The organism is Geotalea uraniireducens, assembly GCF_027943965.1.
Taxonomy (GTDB): Bacteria; Desulfobacterota; Desulfuromonadia; order Geobacterales; family Geobacteraceae; genus Geobacter; species Geobacter uraniireducens.
In genome coordinates, this window is record NZ_AP027151.1 from 1564586 (window position 1) to 1585466 (window position 20881).

The 20881-nt window shown below is 61.0% G+C and carries 20 protein-coding genes; all 20 read left to right on the forward strand.

Annotated features, from left to right (window positions below):
- Positions 1-2: 2 nt before the first annotated feature.
- The 20 genes from QMN23_RS07340 to QMN23_RS07435 all read left to right on the forward strand — a co-directional run bounded on the left by QMN23_RS07340 (position 3) and on the right by QMN23_RS07435 (position 20824).
- Positions 3-767: a diacylglycerol kinase gene (locus QMN23_RS07340; protein ID WP_282003835.1), complete on the forward strand. Its 765-nt coding sequence runs from the start codon at positions 3-5 to the stop codon at positions 765-767.
- Between the two features lie 67 nt (positions 768-834).
- Positions 835-1689, forward strand: a complete 855-nt coding sequence (locus QMN23_RS07345) for a hemolysin family protein (protein WP_282003027.1) — start codon at positions 835-837, stop codon at positions 1687-1689.
- Positions 1689-3248 (forward strand): apolipoprotein N-acyltransferase, encoded by a 1560-nt coding sequence (lnt, locus tag QMN23_RS07350; protein WP_282003028.1) that lies wholly within the window; start codon positions 1689-1691, stop codon positions 3246-3248. Before QMN23_RS07345 ends, lnt begins: the two co-directional genes overlap by 1 nt.
- A 53-nt stretch (positions 3249-3301) precedes the next feature.
- Positions 3302-4421 (forward strand): peptide chain release factor 2 gene (gene prfB, locus QMN23_RS07355; RefSeq protein ID WP_282003029.1). Its coding sequence is split into 2 segments (ribosomal slippage): positions 3302-3370 and positions 3372-4421, totalling 1119 coding nucleotides; the frame shifts between segments, so codons are not numbered across the junction.
- Positions 4421-5227 (forward strand): C40 family peptidase, encoded by an 807-nt coding sequence (locus tag QMN23_RS07360; RefSeq protein WP_282003030.1) that lies wholly within the window; start codon positions 4421-4423, stop codon positions 5225-5227. Before prfB ends, QMN23_RS07360 begins: the two co-directional genes overlap by 1 nt.
- A gap of 23 nt (positions 5228-5250) precedes the next feature.
- Positions 5251-6492, forward strand: coding sequence for a DUF1015 domain-containing protein (locus tag QMN23_RS07365; protein WP_282003031.1), 1242 nt, complete (start codon positions 5251-5253; stop codon positions 6490-6492).
- Positions 6493-6505: 13 nt separating this feature from the next.
- The gene (locus QMN23_RS07370) at positions 6506-6985 is read left to right on the forward strand and encodes an EVE domain-containing protein (RefSeq protein ID WP_282003033.1); all 480 of its coding nucleotides are present in this window, start codon (positions 6506-6508) and stop codon (positions 6983-6985) included.
- 72 nt (positions 6986-7057) lie between these two features.
- On the forward strand, positions 7058-7519 hold the full coding sequence (locus tag QMN23_RS07375; protein ID WP_282003035.1) for an FKBP-type peptidyl-prolyl cis-trans isomerase: 462 nt from the start codon (positions 7058-7060) through the stop codon (positions 7517-7519).
- 58 nt (positions 7520-7577) lie between these two features.
- Positions 7578-8555, forward strand: a complete 978-nt coding sequence (locus QMN23_RS07380) for a hypothetical protein (RefSeq protein WP_282003036.1) — start codon at positions 7578-7580, stop codon at positions 8553-8555.
- Positions 8556-8631: 76 nt separating this feature from the next.
- On the forward strand, positions 8632-9831 hold the full coding sequence (locus QMN23_RS07385; RefSeq protein ID WP_282003038.1) for a hypothetical protein: 1200 nt from the start codon (positions 8632-8634) through the stop codon (positions 9829-9831).
- Positions 9832-10003: 172 nt separating this feature from the next.
- The gene (gene lysS, locus QMN23_RS07390) at positions 10004-11479 is read left to right on the forward strand and encodes a lysine--tRNA ligase (RefSeq protein ID WP_282003040.1); all 1476 of its coding nucleotides are present in this window, start codon (positions 10004-10006) and stop codon (positions 11477-11479) included.
- Between the two features lie 72 nt (positions 11480-11551).
- On the forward strand, positions 11552-12823 hold the full coding sequence (locus QMN23_RS07395) for a lipoprotein-releasing ABC transporter permease subunit (protein ID WP_282003042.1): 1272 nt from the start codon (positions 11552-11554) through the stop codon (positions 12821-12823).
- The gene (locus QMN23_RS07400) at positions 12816-13493 is read left to right on the forward strand and encodes an ABC transporter ATP-binding protein (protein WP_282003043.1); all 678 of its coding nucleotides are present in this window, start codon (positions 12816-12818) and stop codon (positions 13491-13493) included. The genes QMN23_RS07395 and QMN23_RS07400 overlap by 8 nt, the downstream gene beginning before the upstream one ends.
- 44 nt (positions 13494-13537) lie before the next feature.
- Positions 13538-15832 carry an outer membrane protein assembly factor BamA gene (bamA, locus tag QMN23_RS07405; protein ID WP_282003045.1) on the forward strand — a complete coding sequence of 765 codons (2295 nt, stop codon included), beginning with the start codon at positions 13538-13540 and terminating at the stop codon, positions 15830-15832.
- Between the two features lie 60 nt (positions 15833-15892).
- Positions 15893-16414 carry an OmpH family outer membrane protein gene (locus QMN23_RS07410; protein ID WP_282003047.1) on the forward strand — a complete coding sequence of 174 codons (522 nt, stop codon included), beginning with the start codon at positions 15893-15895 and terminating at the stop codon, positions 16412-16414.
- Between the two features lie 4 nt (positions 16415-16418).
- Complete coding sequence (gene lpxD / locus QMN23_RS07415) at positions 16419-17459, forward strand: UDP-3-O-(3-hydroxymyristoyl)glucosamine N-acyltransferase (protein ID WP_282003048.1); 1041 nt, start codon at positions 16419-16421, stop codon at positions 17457-17459.
- Between the two features lie 23 nt (positions 17460-17482).
- The gene (fabZ, locus tag QMN23_RS07420; protein WP_282003050.1) at positions 17483-17923 is read left to right on the forward strand and encodes a 3-hydroxyacyl-ACP dehydratase FabZ; all 441 of its coding nucleotides are present in this window, start codon (positions 17483-17485) and stop codon (positions 17921-17923) included.
- Positions 17924-17990: 67 nt separating this feature from the next.
- Positions 17991-18761, forward strand: coding sequence for an acyl-ACP--UDP-N-acetylglucosamine O-acyltransferase (gene lpxA / locus QMN23_RS07425; protein ID WP_282003052.1), 771 nt, complete (start codon positions 17991-17993; stop codon positions 18759-18761).
- Positions 18761-19690: a Gfo/Idh/MocA family protein gene (locus QMN23_RS07430; RefSeq protein WP_282003053.1), complete on the forward strand. Its 930-nt coding sequence runs from the start codon at positions 18761-18763 to the stop codon at positions 19688-19690. Before lpxA ends, QMN23_RS07430 begins: the two co-directional genes overlap by 1 nt.
- 36 nt (positions 19691-19726) lie before the next feature.
- Positions 19727-20824, forward strand: coding sequence for a DegT/DnrJ/EryC1/StrS family aminotransferase (locus QMN23_RS07435; RefSeq protein WP_282003055.1), 1098 nt, complete (start codon positions 19727-19729; stop codon positions 20822-20824).
- Positions 20825-20881 lie beyond the last annotated feature (57 nt).

Consider the following 20881-nt stretch of genomic DNA (forward strand, 5'->3'; position numbering starts at 1 on the left):
AAATGCCCGATAGCGGCGCGGGATGTGGCAATCCCGGCGCGGGCAGGGCAGGGGCTCCGGAGAAGCCGACCCGGTTCATCGATTCGGTCAACTGCGCCATTGAGGGAATTCTGTACGCGTCGCGGACGCAGCGGCACATGCGCCGCCATTTTCTCGCCGCCCTGGTGCTGCTGGTTGCGGTTCTCTTCCTGCGGGTTTCGGCGCTGGAGTTCACCCTGCTGGCGATCTCCGTTGCCTTCGTCTTGTTCGCCGAGCTGATGAATACCTCGATCGAAGTAGTTGTCGACCTGGTTTCGCCGGATTATCATCCGCTGGCGAAGATTGCCAAGGACGTGGCGGCCGGGGGCGTGCTGGTTGCAGCGATCGGCGCCGCCGTAATGGGCTACCTGATCCTTTCGCAGTATATTTTTCCCGTTTACAAGGAACTGCTCGACATGATAGGAAGCCCGACGGAGATGGGAACGGTAGTGGCGCTCCTGATGGTGGTGATCGTGGTGGTGATCCTGAAATCCATCTCCGGCAAGGGAACACCGCTGGAGGGGGGCCTGCCGAGCGGTCACGCGGCGGTCGCCTTTTCGATCGCCACCATCGTGTCGCTGACAACCCGGGATCCGCTGATCTCGATCCTGACCATCTGTCTGGCGGTGATGGTAAGCCATTCGCGGCTGCTGCTCCGCATCCATTCCCCCCGGGAAGTGGTGCTTGGCGCCTTGACCGGCACGGCGATCACCATCGCCGTCATGTTGCTGTTCCGGCTGCTGAATTGACCAGACTATACCGGGGGCATCTGCCCGACGGAATAAAAAGCCGAAAAACATCAAGAGGGGGAAAGCCTTGGAAGAAGGCCCAGGTAGGAAAGGGAGCGGACTGATCGAAATGTTCAACCGGTTTCTCTCGGGAAGAAAACGGATCACCGAGGAGGAAATCCAGGAAATCATCGATGCCAGCGAAGAAGAAGGGCTGATCAACCAGGAAGAAAACGAGATGATCCGCTCCATCTTCGAGCTGCGCGATACCGTGGTCCGGGAGATCATGGTGCCGCGGACCGACATGGCCAGCGTGCCGGCCGATGCCTCTGTCGGCCAGGTGCTCAACACCATTATCGGCTGCGGGCATTCGCGCATTCCGGTCTACGACGGCACGGTCGACAATATCGTCGGCCTCATCTACGCCAAGGACCTGCTCAAGTACTGGGGGATCGGCGATGCGACGATCACCCTGCGCCGGATCATGCGCCCCCCCTATTTCATCCCGGAAACCAAGAATCTCGAGGAACTGCTCCAGGAGTTCAAGCGGAAACGGGTCCATATCGCCATCGTCATCGACGAATATGGTGGGACCTCCGGGCTGGTGACCATCGAGGACCTGCTCGAACAGATCGTCGGTGACATCCAGGACGAATACGATGTCGAAGAGGAGTGGCTCGTCGAGGAGACCGGCGGCTCGGTGGTGGTCGATGCCCGGTTGCCGATCGAGGAGTTGGAGGAGCACTTCGGCATCGAAATCGAGCGGGACAAGTTCGATACGGTGGCCGGGCTGATTTTTCATCTCACCGGCAGGATTCCGCAGATCGGCGAAGAGATCGAGAGCGAGGAGCTGCGGATGACCGTGCTGGAGGCTAGCGAGCGGACCATCAAGAAAGTGCGGATCGTCCGCCGGTCGCCGGCCGCCGAGGAGGCTGAAGCGTAGTGGATTACCAGCGGTTTCGGATGCCGGACTTTTCCGCCGTCCCGCGGCGGGACTACCTGCTGGCGGCGATCGCCGGCGGGCTCTTGGCGCTCTCCTTCCCCAGCCCCGGCTTTTCGGCCTTCGCCTGGGTGGCGTTTGTCCCGCTGCTGCTCGCCTGCGGCAAGAAGACGCCCCGACAGGCGTTCCGGCTCGGTCTGGTGACCGGACTCGTCGGTTACGGCGGCATTCTGTACTGGATCAACATCGTTGTCACCCTGTACGGCAAGCTTTCCTGGCCGATCAGCCTGTCGCTCTATGCGATGCTGGTGACCTATCTGGCACTTTATCCGGCGGCAATTGCCTGGCTGGTCCGGGCAGGGGAGGAGCGGGGGATTTCGCTGCTCGTCTCATTTCCGGTGCTGTGGGTTGGCCTTGAGTATCTGCGGGCCTTCGTCCTCACCGGCTTTCCGTGGGCCAGCCTCGGCTATTCCCAGTATCGTACCCTGCCGCTGATCCAGATCGCCGACATTACCGGCGTCTACGGGTTGAGCTTTCTCATCGCCCTGACAAATGTGGTGATTTACCGGATCATCCGGGGCTTTGCCGGGCGGGAACGACCTCCCTATCCGCTGAAGAGCGCGGCGCTGCTCGTCGTATTGCTGGTTGCCACGGTTGCCTACGGTTTCAACCGGCTGAATCGTCCCGAGACCGGCACCCCGTTCCGGGTCGCCCTGATACAGGGGGATATCGATCAGAACCTCAAGTGGGACCCGGCGTTCCAGGAGGCGACGGTCGCCATTTACGAGCGGCTGTCGCGCCAGGCCTGCGCAACGGGACCGACCGATTTGCTGGTCTGGCCCGAGAGTGCGGCGCCGTTTTATTTCCAGGACGACGAAAAGTATGCCGCCCGGATTCGCAACCTGGCCCGGGAACTGAAAACCTGTGCGGTGATCGGCAGCCCCGCCTACATCCGGGCAGACGGTGCCACCAAATATCTGAACAGCGCGTTTCTCCTGTCGCCGTGGGGAGATGTCCTGGGACGGAGCGACAAGATCCACCTCGTACCCTTCGGCGAATACGTGCCGATGGCCAAGCTGCTTCCCTTCGTCAACAAGATGGTCGCCGGCATCGGCGACTTTTCGCCGGGGGCGAAAGTTGCCTCGCTGGAGACCGGCAAGGGGCCGATCGGTATCCTGATCTGCTTCGAGGGGATCTTCCCCGAGCTGTCGCGGGCCTATGTCCGGGCCGGCAGCCGCTTGCTGGTCAATATCACCAACGACGCTTGGTTTGGCCGCTCGTCCGCGCCGTACCAGCACCTGTCGATGACGGTATTCCGAGCGGTGGAAAATCGCGTGCCGCTCGTCCGGGCCGCCAATACCGGCATAACCGCCATTGTCGACACCAAAGGGCATATTCGGGGGATGACCCATATTTTCGAGGAGGCGGTCCTGACCGGCGAGGTTAAGCTGGGAACCGACCGAACCTTCTATACCCGCCATGGCGACTGGTTTGCCGGGCTCTGCCTGGCGGCTTCCGGAGTCGTGGCCCTGCTGGCGTTCCGGAAGCGAAAAAGCCACTAGCAGCCGGGCGTTGCCGCGGCGCACCATTAACAACACTATGCAAGGAGTTGCCAATGTTTAGAGAAGAAGTTGCCCGGATCGACAATTTCGGGGAGAGAATCGCCAAGCTTCGGGGGTCTCTTTGACATAGATCGGAAACGGGAGGACATTCAGGAACTGGAGGCGAAGATCGCCGTTCCCGGTTTCTGGGACGATAACGAGGAGGCCCAGAAGGTCCTCCGGGAGAGGACCCGGCTGGAGAAGCTGGTGGAGCTTTGGGACCGGCTCGTCCGGGAGATGGAGGACGTCAAGACGCTGATCGAGCTCGGGGAGGAAGCGGGGGACGAGACGGTGGTCGCCGAGGTCCACGCGCTCAACGATGCCCTAGAGGAGAACCTGGCGAAGGCCGAGTTCCAGCGGATGCTGTCCGGGCCGCACGACAAGAATGCCTGTTTTTTCTCCATCAATGCCGGCGCCGGCGGGACGGAGGCCCAGGACTGGGCGGAGATGCTGCTCCGGATGTACCTCCGCTACTGTGAACGGAAGGGATGGAAAACCGAGATCACCGACTATCAGGCCGGTGACGAGGCGGGTGTCAAATCGGTAACCTTTACGGTTGACGGTGAGTACAGTTACGGCTATCTTAAGGCCGAAGCCGGCATCCACCGGCTGGTGCGCATTTCGCCGTTCGACAGCAACGCCCGGCGGCATACCTCCTTCGCTTCGGTGTTCGTGTTCCCCGAGATCGAGGACGACATCGAAGTCAAGATCGCCGATTCCGATCTGCGGATCGATACCTACCGCTCGAGCGGTGCCGGTGGCCAGCACGTCAATACCACCGATTCGGCGGTCCGGCTCACCCATCTGGCGACCGGCATTGTCGTCGCCTGCCAGTGCGAGCGGAGCCAGCACATGAACAAGGCGACCGCCATGAGGATGCTCCGGGCCAAGCTCTATGAGCGGGAACTGCAGGAGCGGGAGTCCCAGGCGGCCGAACTGGCGGGGGAAAAGAAGGATATCGGCTGGGGTAGCCAGATCCGCTCCTATGTCCTTCATCCCTACAAGATGGTCAAAGACCTGCGGACGGGGGTGGAGAGCGGCAATCCCGACGCGGTGCTCGACGGCGAACTGGAAAACTTCATCGTGCCGTATCTGATGGGGGTACGGCGGGACGTAAAGGATACGATCGACTGATGGCGCGTTCGGCAGTTCATTGCGTGGTTTTTGCCCTCCTTTCCCTCGTGGCGGCGGCGACAGGCTGTGCGACCACCCGGGCCGGACTCTCCCAGGTCGGTTATTCGATCCAGGTTGGGGCATTTTCGGAGGTGGGGAATGCGGAGCGCCTGACGGCGAAACTGCAGGTGCGGGGAGTGGAGGCGTTCTACTTCAAGCGCGATAACGGCCTGTATGCGGTCCGCTTCGGCGATTTCCCCTCCCGGGAGGAGGCCAGCCGGACTGCCCGGAAGCTGGTTGCCGACCGGATCATCGGTTCGTATTTCATCGCCCTGCCGCAACATATCGACGGTGAAAAACGGTCCGCCGCATCCCGTAAAACAACGGCCCCGGCCATGCCCCGCCCGGACACTGCGCCACACCCCAGCCACGACAGCGTCGTCAAGAACGACCGGGACATGGGCTATATCGCTGCCCGGACTGCCGAGCGGTTTGTCGGCATCCCCTATCGGTGGGGGGGGGATACGGTTGTCGACGGGATGGATTGCAGCGGCTTTGTCCGCGCCGTCTATAATCTGTGCGGCGTCAATATCCCCCGGACGTCCCGGGAGCAGTTCCGGGTGGGCGATACAGTGGATCGCGGCCAGTTGCAGGACGGCGATCTGGTCTTTTTCGGTTCCTCCCCCGACACGATCAACCATGTCGGTATTTACGTCGGGAACGGCAGGTTCGTCCATGCGCCGAAACGGGGCGACGATATCAAGGTGTCGTCCCTTGACGACAGCTATTTCAGCCAGCGTTTCATGGGCGGCCGCCGGTATTTCTAAGCGATTTTTTTACGAGGTAGTGCATGGCATTGATCAGACCGTTCCGGGCGCTTCGCCCTCCGCGAAACCTCGCCGAGAAGGTGGCGGCGCTCCCCTATGACGTTATGAATGTCGCCGAGGCCCGGGCGATGGCCACGGGGAATCCCTACAGCTTCCTCCATGTGTCACGGCCGGAAATTGACCTGGCGTCCGATGTTGACCCTTACGCCGAAGCGGTCTATCTCCAGGGGCGGGAAAACCTCCGCCGGTTCGTTGCCGAAGGGGTGCTGGTCCAGGAGCAGGAGGCGTGCTACTACGTCTACCGGCAGCGGATGGGCGCGCTCGTCCAGACCGGCCTGGTGGTCTGCGCCGGGGTCGACGATTACGAGAGCGGTTTGATCAAGAAGCACGAGCTGACCAGGGCCGATAAGGAAGAGGACCGGATCCGGCACATCGATTACCTCGATGCCAACGACGAGCCGGTATTCTACACCTACCGCAACGAGCCGGCCATTACCGCCATCGTTGCCCGGGTTGCCGCCGGCGCGCCCGCGTACGACTTTACCACCGACGACGGGGTGTCCCATACCCTGTGGGTGGTCGATGACCGGCAGTTGATCGAGGAACTGACCACCCGTTTCGCCGCGATCGGGACGCTTTATGTCGCCGATGGTCATCATCGCAGTGCCGCTGCCGGCCGGGTGCGCGACCTGCGCAAGGGGCAGAATCCGCGGCATGACGGCACCGAGGAGTACAATTTCTTCCTGACGGTGATCTTTCCCGACAGCGAAATGAACATCCTTCCCTACAACCGGGTGGTCAAGGACCTGAACGGCCTGTCGGTCGCCGAGTTCATGACCCGGGTCGGCGAGCGCTTCGCCATTACCCCGGCCGAAGCGGATTTTGCGCCGATCACGCGGCATACCTTCGGGATGTTTCTTGAGGGGCGCTGGTACCAGTTGACCGCCAAAGCGGGGACCTTCGACGAGCAGGAGCCGGTTTCGCGGCTGGATGTCTCGATCCTGCAGAATAACCTGCTGAGTCCGGTCCTGGCGATTCGTAATCCGCGCACCGATCAGCGAATCCATTTCGTTGGCGGCATTCGCGGCGTCGACGAGCTGGAACGGTTGGTGAAAGGGGGCGACTACCGGGTGGCGTTCTCGCTCTATCCGACCTCGATGGAAGAGCTGATCCGCCTGGCCGATGCCGATAAGATCATGCCGCCCAAATCGACCTGGTTCGAGCCGAAGCTGCGCAGCGGGCTGTTTGTCCACCTGCTGTCGTAACCCGGCTGATCTTGTGCCTCGCGACCGCCGTTATTGGTTGTTCAAATCCGAACCTTCCTGCTTCTCCTTCGCCGACCTGCAGAGTCGTCCCGATGGAACCGAGCATTGGGACGGAGTGCGCAATTTCCAGGCGCGGAATTTCCTCAGGGATGAAATTGCCGTCGGCGATGGCGTGCTGTTTTACCACAGCAATATCGCCGAACCGGCGGTGGTGGGGCTTGCCGAGGTGGTGCGCGGCGGCTATCCCGACTGGACGGCGTTCGATCCGGCAGCCGAGCACTTCGATCCGCAGAGCCGTCGCGAGGAGCCCCGCTGGTACATGGTTGATGTTCGCTACGTCCGGCCGTTGTTGCGCCCGGTGACCCTCGCCGAGATGAAACTGCATCCGGCGCTTGCCGGGATGGCGCTCCTGCACCGAAGCCGACTGTCGGTTCAGCCGGTGACAGGTGCCGAGTGGACGTACATTCTGCAGTTGGGTGGAGTAGCTGGATAGCCGGCCGGTGTCGGAGAAATATACTGCTGCGTCCGGCCGTGGTCCGGACCGCGGCGGAGTATGGAGGAACAGGTGAGATCGGTAGAGAAGTTGCTGGTACTGCTTTTGGTGGTCGTAGGGTTGGCTATTGCCGCCTGTTCCGACAAGGAAGTCAAGTCGACGTCGGCGCCTGCCCAGGCGACGGAGGCGAACGAAGTGACGACCCCGTCCGGGCTTTCCTACGTCGATCTGGTTGTCGGGAAGGGGGCGCAGCCGGTTGCCGGCAAAGCGGTCAAGGTGCATTACACCGGCTGGCTGGAGAACGGGACTAAGTTCGACAGTTCCGTCGACCGTGGCGAGCCCTTTGTCTTTACCATCGGTGCCGGTGAAGTGATCCCCGGCTGGGACGAAGGGGTGATGACGATGCGGGTTGGCGGCAAGCGTCGGCTGATCGTCCCGCCGCAGCTCGGTTACGGTGCGGCCGGAGCCGGCGGGGTGATCCCGCCGAACGCCACCCTGATCTTCGAGGTGGAACTGCTCGACGTTGCCAAGTAACGCCCCTCTGCCGGCGAGGTGGGCGAAACGATGATATTTCTGCGGCCAGGGAGGGCATATGCGGATTATCCTGATCGGGCTCTGCTGCTTTTGCAGTGTTCAAACGGCCATGGCGGCCGAGCGGAGTATTACCTGGTATCTCGACGGGGCCCGGATTGAAGGTCGGGCTGTGCCGGCCGGCCGGTCGAGCCGACGAGTCGAGGTATCGCTGCCTCCGGAGGCAATTCCAGAGACCTTGCGACTGCGGCCGCTGGCTGGCGATGAGATCGTCAGGGTTGAAATCGGTCCCGCGCCGACTGCCGGCGAGCACGACAAAGAATTGACCGCGCTGCTCCGGAAAAAGGCGGCTGTTGAAGAACGCATCAGGGCTCTTGATGCCCGCGAGGAAATCTTTAAGGCTGCGGCTAAATCTCAGAGCAGCAAGGCTCCGCGCCGGACCAAGACCAACCCGGAACCCCTGGCGGCGATCCGTCAGGGGACCGATTTCGCCATCGCCCAGCTGGAGGACGTCTATCGCCAACGGCGCCGTGCCACTGGTGAGTTGCAGATGATTGACGACCGGCTGAGCAATCTTGGTCGCGCAGTTGGTGGGCGGGGGAACGTTGCCCGGGTCCGGACCAGGGCGGGCAAAGGTGTTCGCTATAGTTACCTGGTGCGCGGGACTGGCTGGAAACCGTTCTATGATTTCAGGCTCGAGCATGGCACCGTCGCGCTGACGCTTCGCGCCATTCTTCCTCCAGTGGCGGCCGGGACGAAGGTGGCGGTGGCGACCGGTCGGCTGGCCGAAGCCGGATCGGTCCGGGCGGTGGTCGTGCCGGAGGATTTTGCGCCTCTTCGCCGCGACCTTTTCGCGCTGGAGCGGGAAGAGTCGATCGATTCGCCGCAGGGCGGGGTGAGTTTTGCCTTCCGGAACGATTCCGCCGCAGGCCTGCCCGGCGGTGAGGCGGCATGCTACCGAAATGGCGAGTATCTCGGCCGGGTCAGTTTCCCTGGCCTCAAGCCGGGAGCGCGTGGTGAACTGGTCGCCGGACAATGATCCGGCTGGGATGGCCGCGTTGCCGTAACTGTGGCGGCGGCGCCGGCCTGCAACATATTAACGTGGAGAGATACCGATGAAACGATTGTTCGCAATGACCGCAGTTTTGCTGTCGTTCCTGATTCTTGCCGCCTGTGGCAACGGCTCGTTGCCGTTCCAGGACTCCTCCACCTTTACCTCCCCCTACAGCGCCTTTACGGTGATTTTCAGGAACAACAGCACGGTGGTCGACACCGGTCTCAATTCCTCCGGGCAGCTCGGTGACGGGACGACCAGCAACTATAGCAGTTTCCGGTTGAACAATCTCAGTTTTCATCCGCAGGGACTTGCCACCGGCAGTGCCCATACTGTAGCCTTTGCGACGCCGGTCCTCGGGAACTACAGTACCGTCTACTGCTGGGGGAGCAACGGCTACGGCCAGCTTGGGACGAATCCGAGCTCCACCTCGTACACCGGCACGCCGGTGAAGGTCGGTGGCTTCGGCGATCAGGTGGCGGCGGTGGCTGCTGGGGGAGGCCACTCGATGGCCCTTACTGCCGGCGGGCTGGTCTGGGCGTGGGGGAATAATGCCTCCGGCCAGCTCGGCTTCAACAACATCACCACGCTGCGCTACCGGCCGACGCAGGTTGCCGGTCTGCCGACCGCGGCGAAAATTGCCGCCGGGGCCGGTTACAGCATCGCTATCGATGCTGCGGGCAACGTCTGGGCCTGGGGGGACAACAGTAACCGGCAGCTGGGCTTCAGCAACATTACCACCCCCTACCGCTACCAGCCCCGCCTGGTGCCGCTGATCAGCGGCGTCAGCCAGCTCGCCGCCGGCGGCAGTCACGTGCTGGCGCTGATTGGGAGCGATGTCTATGCCTGGGGGTACAACGGCTATGGCGAGCTGGGCGATGGCACGCAGCTCGACCGGGCGACACCGCAAAAAATCATCTTCCCGACGGCGACGGCAGTGGTTGCGATTGCCGCCGGTGCAGCCCATTCGGTGGCGATCGATTCGCTGGGGAACGTCTGGACCTGGGGGTACAACCTGGGTGACCAGCTCGGCTACGACACCGGTTCGAAATCGTACCAGGCGACGCCGCGGATGATCCAAACGGCTGCGGATGGCACGCCGTTTACCGGCATCGCGCAGATCGTCTTCATCGGCGGCAACCACACGATTGTTAAGAAAACGGATGGTACCTACTGGGCCTGGGGGTACAATGGCTATGGCCAACTCGGCATCGGCACCACTACCAACCAGCTCGCACCGGTCCAGATCACCATCCCCTAGCGTTCAGGAAATGGTTGCCGGTTTGTAACTGTACGAAATCAAGTGGAAAATTGGACGGGGAGCGTGGCGGCGCTCCCCGTTTTTGCCTTGACTTGATGCGGTCGTTTGGGCTAAGTTGCACGTTTGGAAAATCAGCCGGCATGCCGGTTCAGAGAAAGGGTTGAGCGGGTCAATGGAAGAACTGAGCGAATTGTTGCTCCAGAGAAGGCGGAAGGTCGATGCCCTCTGGGAAGCGGGGATCAATCCCTATCCGAACGATTTCAAACCGCTGCATACCTCGGCCGATCTGACCGAGTCTTTCGGTACAGTACAGACCATTGCCGAGGACGCCCCGGAGTTCACGGTTGCCGGCCGTATCATCGCCCGCCGCTCGTTCGGCAAGGCAGCGTTCATCCAGCTCCAGGACCGCAAGGGCCGGATGCAGCTCTATGTCCGGAAGGACATGATCGGCGACGAGGCTTTCGAGAACTTCGAAACCTTCGATATCGGCGATATCGTCGGCGTAATCGGCAAGCCGTTCCGGACCAAGACCGGCGAACTCTCGCTCAACGTCAGCAGCATCCGGCTGTTGACCAAGTCGCTGTTGCCGCTGCCGGAGAAATTCCACGGTCTCACCGATGTGGAAACCCGTTACCGGCAGCGTTATGTGGATCTTATCGTCAACCCGGAAGTGCGGGAGGTGTTCGCCAAGCGGTCGCGGATCATCAACCTGATCCGGGCGTTCATGATGAATCACGATTTCCTCGAAGTGGAAACGCCGATGATGCAGCCGATCCCCGGCGGTGCGACGGCGCGTCCCTTCGTGACCCACCACAATGCCCTCGATATGCAGCTCTACCTCCGGATCGCCCCTGAGCTCTACCTGAAGCGGTTGGTAGTCGGCGGTTTCGAGCGGGTCTTCGAGATCAACCGCAATTTCCGGAACGAGGGGATTTCGATCCGTCATAATCCCGAGTTCACGATGATGGAGTTCTACCGGGCTTACGCGACGTACGAAGACCTGATGGATTTCACCGAGGAACTGCTCTGCCACGTCGCCGAAGAGACGCTCGGCACCCTCGACTTCCCCTATCAGGGGATGGAAATCAGCTTTCAGCGCCCCTGGAAGCGGCTGACCGTCGTCGAGGCGATCCTCGAATACGGCGATATCGATGCCAAGTCGCTGGCGGATCGGGACCTCGCCTACGCCTATGCCCAGCGGATCGGCCTGGACCTGCCGGCCGACATCGGCTACGGCAAGCTGATCACCGAGATTTTCGAAGAGGTGGCGGAGGAGAAGTTGATCCAGCCGACCTTTATCACCGCCTACCCGACCGAGGTGTCGCCGCTCTCCCGCAAGAGCGACCGCGATCCCGAAATCGTCGATCGTTTCGAACTGTTCATTGCCGGTCGGGAGCTTGCCAACGCCTTCTCCGAGCTGAACGACCCGGTCGACCAGAAGGAGCGCTTTCTTGCCCAGGTGGCGCAAAAGGCCAAGGGGGACGAGGAAGCCCACTACATGGACGAAGATTACGTCCGGGCGCTGGAATTCGGCCTGCCGCCGACGGCAGGCGAGGGAATCGGCATCGATCGGCTGGTGATGCTGCTGACCGATTCGCCATCGATTCGGGACGTAATTCTCTTCCCGCAGCTGCGCAAGGAAAAATAAACCGACAGCGGCATTCCCGCCGCCCGGCAACGGGGCGGCGGGGAAGTTACTGCCCACGAGTCGCGGATTATCATGCCCTACGAGCTCTTTATCGGCCTTCGCTATCTGAAGGCGAAGCGAAAATCGACCTTCATCTCCATCATTACCTTTATCTCGACGGCCGGCGTGACCCTCGGAGTGATGGCCCTGATCATCGTGCTGGCAGTGATGACCGGCTTCGAGGAGGATCTCAAGGACAAGATCCTCGGCACCAATGCCCATGTCGTGGTATTGAAGAGCGTTGGCACCATCGACAATTACCAGTCGCTGATGACCCGCTTGAAGAAGGTGCCGGGCGTGGTTGCCGCCACTCCGTTCATCTACAGCCAGGTGATGCTTTCGGGGGGACACAATGTCTCGGGGGTAGTGCTGCGCGGTGTCGACCCGACCACCGATCCCCTCGTCACCAACCTGAAGCGCTCCATGGTGGAGGGCCGGCTTGCCGACCTGGAGCGGGTTCCACCACCATTGGCCAGTCAGGCGCCGCCCCCGCCGGGGATCATTATCGGCCGGGAGTTGGCTAAAAGTCTCAATCTCTATCTGGGCGACACGATCAACGTCATTTCGCCGCTCGGCAATCTCACCCCCCTCGGCATGGTGCCGAAGATGCGCACTTTCCGAGTGGTCGGCATCTTCAACACCGGCATGTTCGAATACGACTCCACGCTGGCTTACGTCGATCTGACTGAGGCCCAGCAGTTTCTGTCGCTCGGCAATGTCGTCACCGGCATCCAATTGAAAGTCAAAGATGTTTACCAGACCGGCGCAATGGTCAGGGAGATCAACCGGTTGCTCGGTTTCCCGTACTATGCGCGGGACTGGATGCAGATGAACAAGAACATTCTTTTTGCCTTGAAGACGGAAAAGATGGTAATGTTCATCATTCTGACACTGATCGTCCTGGTGGCCGCTTTCGGCATCGCTTCGACCCTTTTCATGGTGGTGATGGAAAAGACCAAGGATATCGCTATCCTCAAGTCGATGGGGGCGACCGGGCGGAGCATCATGAAGATTTTCGTCCTCGAGGGACTGATCATCGGGGTTTCCGGCACCGTCTTCGGTGTGCTCAGCGGGCTGCTCATCGCTTGCAACCTGCAGCCGATCGTCGATTTCATCCAGCGGTGGACCGGTTTCGAGCTGTTCAGCAAAGACGTGTACTACCTGGATCATTTTCCGTCCCGGGTTGAGCCGACCGACGTGATCATGGTTTCGGTGACTGCGGTGATCATCTCCCTGCTGGCCACCTTGTACCCGTCCTGGCAGGCGTCGCGCCTTCCTCCGGCAGAGGCGATCCGTTATGAGTAGCCTCCTGGAGGTAGTGGACCTGCACAAATCGTACGGCGCCGGCACTGGCCGGGTCGACGTGCTGAAAGGGATCGACCTGACGGTGGTCGAAGGTGAAACCATTGCCCTCGTCGGGGCCTCGGGAGCGGGGAAAAGTACGCTGCTCCATGTCATGGGGACGCTCGATCGGCCGACGTCGGGGACGGTCCGGTTTTGCGGCGAGGATGTCTTCAAAAAGAGCGATGCGGCCCTGGCAGTTTTTCGCAATCGCTCCATCGGCTTCGTTTTCCAGTTCCATCATCTGTTGCCGGAATTTTCCGCCCTGGAGAATGTCATGATGCCGGCCCTGATCGGCGGTCAGAGCCGTGCGGCAGCGGCCGCTCCTGCTCGGGAGCTTCTTGGCGAAGTCGGTCTGGCACACCGGCTCAATCACAAGCCGGGGGAACTTTCCGGCGGCGAGCAGCAGCGGGTGGCAATTGCCCGGGCGCTTGTCCTGGCACCGAAACTGCTGCTGGCCGACGAACCGACCGGCAATCTCGATATGAAAACGAGCGACGAAGTTCACGAAACCCTGGACAATATCCATCGGAAGACAGGGGTGACGCTCGTCATCGTTACGCACAATGAGCGGCTGGCGGCCCGGATGGCGCGGACGATCCGGCTCGTTGATGGTCGCATCGAGACCGTTTAGAACTGTTCTGTATTTCAATTCAACGATGATCTCCCGGGGGAGATGTGACACGGTTACACGCGACAACTATCGGAATCATGGCGGCGTTGGTGCTGAACGCGCAGGCCTCTTTCGCCGAAGGAGAGAAGATCGTCGGGGTGCAGATCAAGGGGAACCGACGGGTCGAGACGGCTGCGATTCAGAACGCCATCAAGCTCAAGGCCGGCGATCTGCTCTATGCCGACAAGGTCGATGCCGACATCCTCGCCATCTACCAGCTCGGCCAGTTTCAGGATGTGAAGGTCGAAACGGAGGCTGCCACTGGCGGTGTCAACCTAGTGTACGTGGTTGCCGAGAAGCCGATCGTTCGCGAAATCAGGATTGAGGGGAACAAGGAACTTTCGACCGACAAGATCCGTGACGCCCTCGGCCTGAAGACCAGTACGATCTTTTCCCAGAAGGCCTTGGCTGAAAGCGTCAAGAAAGTCAGGAAGCTTTACAACGATGATGGCTACTATCTCGCCGAAATAACCACCCGTACCGAGAAACGTTCGGATACGGACATCAAGGTGACCTATTCCATTACCGAAGGGAAGAAGGTCCTGATCAAGACCATCCGCTTTGAAGGGAACAAGGCGTTTGACGCCCGCAAGCTCAAGAGCGTGATGGAAACCAAGGAGAAGTGGTTCCTCTCCTGGCTCACCGGCGCCGGTACCTACAAGGACGAGGTGATCAAGAACGATGCGGCCCTGATCACCGACCTCTACTACAACAACGGTTACGTCAACGTCAAGGTTGGCGAGCCGGAAGTGAAGCTGCTTGACGACAAAAGCGGCCTCGTTGTGACGGTTGTCATTACCGAAGGGGATCAGTACAAGACCGGCACCATCGGCTTCAAGGGCGATCTCCTCGAACCGGAAGCCGTCCTTTCCCAGAAGATCAAACTGAAATCGGGTGAAATTTTCAACCGCTCGAATCTCCGTGCCGACGTGGCGATGCTGACCGATTTTTACGCCGACAAAGGATATGCCTTTGCCAACGTTACCCCGCTGTCGAAGATCGATTCCGAGAAGAAGACTGTCGATATCACTTTCGACTTTGAAAAGGGAGACAAGGTCTTCATCGACCTGATCAATATCAGCGGCAACAGCAAAACCCGCGACAAGGTAATCCGGCGCGAAGTTCGCGTCAACGAGGGGGGGACCTACAGTAGCACCGGCCTCAAGCGGACCAAGCAGAATCTGATGAACCTCGGCTTCTTCGAGGATGTCAATATCAACACCATCAAGGGCCGGGCGGACAACAAGCTTGATGTGAACATCGATGTCAAGGAGAAGCCGACCGGCACCTTCAGTATCGGCGCCGGGTACAGTTCCCTCGACGGCCTGATCGGCCAGGGATCGGTGTCGCAGAGCAACTTCCTCGGTCTGGGGCTCAAGGCCAACCTTGCCGCTTCGCTGGGGGGGAAATCGTCCACCTACAACCTCGGCCTTACCGATCCTTATTTCCTCGACAGCAGATGGACCCTTGGCGGCGATATCTACCGGACCGAGCGCGACTACCTGGACTTCACCCGGCGTTCCACCGGCGGCGACATCAAGGCCGGCTATCCCCTGAGCGATACCATGAGTACCCTCTGGATGTACAAGTACGAGGATAAACAGATCTACGATATCTCGCAGGCGTTGCGACTCGTGCCGGAAACGAGCTCGACCACGAGTTCCATCTATCTCAGCCTGACCCGGAACACCACCGATTACCGCCTCGATCCGACCACCGGGATGATCAACAATCTCTCAATCGAGTTTGCCGGTCTGGGGGGCACTAACCGTTTCCTTCGCTATTTCGGCGACACGACGGTGTTCTTCCCCTGTAAATGGGAGACGGTCCTCAGCCTGCGGGGTTCGCTCGGTTATGTCCAGGGACTGGGCAAGGACGTGCCGATCGACGAGCGGTTCTATGCCGGGGGGATCAGCACCCTGCGCGGCTTTGAAGGGCGGAGCGTCAGCCCGTACATCCTTACCGACGTCCAGTCAACGTCCCAGAACTCCGGCGCCGTTACGTCGAGCCTGGAGCGGGCATTTGTCGGCGGCGACAAGGAAGCGATCTTCAATGCCGAGTATACCATTCCCCTGCTCAAGGATGCCGGCCTGAAGGGGGTACTTTTCTTCGATGCCGGCAACGTCTATGGCGAGAACCAGAGCATGTTCTCCAGCGTGCTGATGAGCTACGGCGCGGGGATTCGCTGGATTTCGCCGCTGGGGCCGTTGCGGCTCGAATACGGCATTCCGCTCAACCCCCGCGATGGGATCGACAAGAAAAGCGGCCGGTTCGAGTTCTCGATCGGCAGTTTCTTCTAGCTGTTTTCCGCTCTGCCGGGCAACTGCCGGGGAGCATTCAGAACTAAAAAAGGAGAAGATATGAAAAGGGTAATTACCGCGGTGGTTGTCCTGTCGATTTTGGGCCTGGCGTCTTTCGCTTTCGGGGCGGAAGGGGCCAAACTCGGCTATGTCGACATGCAGAAGGCGCTGAATCTTTCCGAAGCCGGCAAGGGGGCCAAAGAACAGCTGGCGGCCAAGGTAAAGAAATACCAGGACGAGATCAACGCCAAGCAGGATGAATTGAAAAAGCTGAAGGATGATCTGGAAAAGCAGAGCGTGCTCCTTTCCGAGACGGCCCGCGTTGCCAAGGAGAAGGATTATCAGCAGAAACTCAAGGAGTTCCAGCGGTTCACCAAGGATGCCCAGGATGAACTGCAGGCGAAGGACGAGGAATTCACCCGTAAGATCATCGAAGACCTCGAACGGGTGATTCAGGATTACGGGAGAAAGAACGGCTATACCTTTATCTTCGTCCGCAATGACAGTATGGCGTACGTTGACGACAAGGCCGACCTGACCGAAGAAGTCCTGAAACTGTTCAACGAGTCACGGAAGAAGTAAGACGATGGCGGGACCGAAAACAGTCAACGAACTGGCCGCGTACCTCGGCGGCACGGTGGCCGGCGACGGAGATAAAGTCATTACCGGCGTCTCCAGCCTGGATGATGCCGGCGCCGACCAGATCACCTTCCTGGCCAACCCCCGCTATGCGGCCAAGGTCGCGACGACCGGTGCCGGAGCGGTGGTCCTGCCGCCGGGTGCCGAACGCCACGGCCGCAATGCAGTTGTCGTGGCCAATCCCTACCTGGCGTTCGCCAAGCTGCTGACGCTGTTCTATGTGGCGCCCTGCCAGTCGCGAGGGGTGATGGACGGCGCGGTCATCGGCCGGAATGTCACGCTCGGCGCCGATGCCACGATCTATCCGGGGGCGGTAGTCGGCGATGGGGTCAAACTCGGCGACCGGGTGACCATTCATCCCGGCGCGGTACTCTATGACGGGGTCGCCCTTGGCGACGACGTCACCCTGCACGCCAACGTCGTCGTCTACCAGGGATGCCGGCTCGGCAACCGGGTCACGGTGCATGCCGGGACGGTGATCGGCTCCGACGGCTTCGGTTATGCCCCCGACGGGGCGGGTTACTACAAAATTCCCCAGTTGGGGATCGTGGTCATCGAGGATGATGTCGAAATCGGGGCCAACTGTGCCGTCGACCGGGCCGCGCTCAACGCGACGATCATCGGTCGGGGGACCAAGCTCGATAACCTGGTGATGATCGCCCATAACTGCGTCATCGGCGAAAACTGCATGATCGTTTCCCAGGTGGGGATTTCCGGTAGCACCAAAGTGGGTAACCATGTGACCCTGGCCGGTCAGGTGGGGGTTGCCGGGCACCTGCAGATCGGCGACAACAGCATGGTCGGGGCGAAGTCCGGCATTCCGGGCAATCTTCCCGCCGGTTCTATGGTCAGCGGCATTCCCGCCTTCAACCACAAGGAGTGGCTTAGAGCTTCCGCCGTCTATCAGAAACTCCCCGAGATGCGCAAGAGTGTCGCCGAATTGGAGAAAAAGGTCCGCGAACTCGAAGCGAAGCTTGCCGCCGAGTGATCCATCCTCCGAAGGAGCCCGAGATGTTCGATATTAATGAAATCATGAAGATTTTGCCGCACCGCTATCCGTTTCTGCTGGTCGACCGGATTGTCGAGCTGGAGGAGGGGAAACGGTGTGTCGGCATCAAGAACGTTTCCATCAACGAGCCGTTTTTCCAGGGGCATTTTCCCGGCCACCCGGTGATGCCCGGGGTGCTGATCGTCGAGGCGATGGCCCAGGTCGGCGGGATCCTCGCTTATCTTGCCTCCGACGACGAAGTGCGGAACAAGGTTTGCTATTTCGCCTCGATCGACAACGTCAAGTTCCGCAAGCCGGTGGTGCCGGGCGACCAGCTACGGCTCGAACTGGTGGCCACCGGCTGCCGGCGCGGTCTCTGGTGCTTCACCGGCAAGGCGTATGTGGACGACAAGCTGGTTACCGAAGCGGAACTGAAGGCGACCTTCGCGGACAAGAACCGCTAGCCGCATTGCCGCCGGGAGCTGGCATGAATCCCGGCGCGGCGTCTGTTTCATGCCGGGAGACGATTCGTTGATTCATCCTACAGCAATCATTCATCCAGCAGCGCAGCTGGCCGACGGTGTCGAAGTCGGCCCTTACGCGGTCATCGGCGAGCATGTCCGGATCGGCCGCGGTACCACCATCGGTGCCCATTCGGTCATCGATGGCTGGACCGAAATCGGCGAGGAGAACCAGATCTTCCACTTCGCCTCGGTCGGCGGTATCCCGCAGGACCTGAAGTACAAGGGCGAGGCCACCTGGCTGCGGATCGGCCGGCGCAACATCATCCGGGAATTTACCACCCTCCAGCCGGGGACGGTCACCGGGATCGGCGAAACGGTCATCGGCGACGGCAACCTTTTCATGGCTTACTGTCACGTCGCCCATGACTGTGTGGTCGGCAACCGGGTAATCATGGCTAACGGCTCGACCCTGGCCGGTCACGTGGTGGTCGAAGATTTCGCCCTGCTCGGCGGCCTGTCGGCCATCCACCAGTTCACCCGGATCGGCGAGAGCGCCATGCTGTCCGGCGGCGCCATGGTCGGGCAGGATGTGCTGCCGTATACCGTCGCGGCCGGGAATCGCGCGGCGCTGGCCGGGCTCAATGTCATCGGCCTGAAACGGCGCGGTTTTTCACCCGCCCTGGTCGCCGATATCAAGAAGGCTTACAAGATCCTCATCCGCTCGGGGTTGCGGCTGGAGACCGCATTGGCGCGAATTCAAGACGAAGTGCCGGCTTCTCCCGAACTCAACCATTTCGTGGAATTCGCCCGCAAGTCTGAAAGGGGGCTTTGTCGCTGATGGACAGGATACGGACGGCGGTTGTTGGGGTCGGCTACCTGGGGCAGTTCCACGCGGAAAAGTATGCCCAGCTGGCCGAGGCGGAGCTGGTGGCGGTGGTCGATACCGATCGGACGCGCGTCGACGAAGTAGCCGCGAAAGTCGGGACGAGCGGCTTTACCGACTACCGGGAGATTATCGACCGGGTTGATGCGGTCAGCATCGTCGTCCCGACCCATTATCATTTCCCGGTAGCGAAGGCCTTTCTCGAGCGGGGGGTGCATGTTCTCCTCGAAAAACCGATTACCACCACCGTCGAGGAAGCCGATGAACTGATCCGGATTGCCGACGAGCGGCAGCTGGTGTTCCAGGTGGGGCACCTGGAACGGTTCAATCCGGTGGTGATGGCGCTGGATAACATCCTGACGGCGCCCCGCTTCGTCGAGTCGATCCGGATCGCGCCGTTCAAGCCCCGCGGCACCGATGTCAACGTGGTGCTTGACCTGATGATCCACGACATCGATATCATCCAGCATATCGTCGATTCGCCGGTCAAGCAGATCAATTCGATCGGTGCGCCGGTCTTCACCGACGAGGAAGATATCGCCAACGCCCGCATCCAGTTCGAGAACGGCTGCGTTGCCAACGTTACCGCCAGCCGGATCAGCATGAAGAGCGAGCGGCGGATGCGGATCTTCCAGTCCGATTCCTACATCACCGTCGATTTCCAGAACAAAAAGCTGGCCCAGTTCCGGAAAGGGACGGGCGAGATGCTTCCCGGCGTTCCCAACGTGATCGTCGACGAACAGAATTTCGAGCCGGGCGATGCGCTCAAGGCGGAAATCGCTTCCTTTCTGGAGTGTATCCGGACCGGCGCCACGCCGGTGGTTTCCGGCCGGGACGGCAAGCGCGCCCTGGAGACGGCGCTGCTCATCAACAAGAAATTGTAGGGCGCGGCAGCGGACCCTGCGGGAAGAGGAGAGACGATGATTCCGATGGTGGACCTGAAAGGTCAGTATCTGGCGATAAAGGAAGAAATCGACCGGGGAATTCTGGAAGCCCTGGAGAAGACCCAGTTCATTCTCGGCCCCAACGTCACGGCCTTCGAAGAAGAAGCGGCGGCGTTTCTCGGCACCCGTTACGCCGTCGGCGTCGCCTCGGGAACCGACGCCCTCCACCTGGCGCTGGCGGCGGCGGGGATCACCGCAGGCGATGAGGTGATCACCACCCCCTTCACCTTTATCGCCACTGCGGAGGCGATCCGCTACGTCGGGGCGACGCCGGTGTTCGTCGACATCGACCCGCGTACTTTCAATATCGATCCGGCCCTGATCGAAGCGGCCATCACTCCGAAGACCCGGGCGGTGCTGCCGGTCCACCTGTTCGGCCAGCCGGCCGATATGGCGGCGATCGAGGCGATCTGCAGCAAGCACGGCCTTTTGCTCATCGAAGACTGCGCCCAGTCGTTCGGTGCCGAAGCGGCCGGGCGGATGACCGGCTCACGCGGGGCGCTCGGCGCCTTCAGCTTTTTCCCGAGCAAGAACCTTGGCTGTTACGGCGACGGCGGCCTGGTAACCACCTCTTCGCCCGAACTGGCCGAACAGGTGAAGGTGCTCCGCAATCACGGCAGCAAGGTACGGTATCACCATTCGGTGATTGGCTTCAACAGCCGGCTCGACGAGGTCCAGGCGGTCATCCTGCGGGTCAAGCTCAAGCGGCTCCGCGAGTACAACGAGGGGCGGCGTCGCGTCGCCCATCTGTACAGCTCGCTCTTGGCCGGCAGCGGCGTGGTCACTCCCTTCGAGGACGGGAAAGGGGTGCATGTCTATCACCAGTACACCCTGCTGTCCGATCACCGCGAGGCGATCATGAAGGCCCTGGGCGAGGCGGGGATTGCCTCGGCGGTCTACTATCCGATCCCGCTGCACCGGCAGGACGTCTTTGCCGCCGACTATGCAGGGGTAACGCTGCCGGTGGCCGAGGAGGTGGCGGCCCGCTGCATGTCGCTGCCGATCTTCCCCGAGATGACCGCGGCCCAGGTGGAAGAGGTCGTGGCGGTTATCAAGAGGGTTGTCGCGGCCTGAGCGGCGGCGGCAGCAGGCGTTGGTCAGCGAGAGACGCCCCCGGTGGGCGTCTCTCCG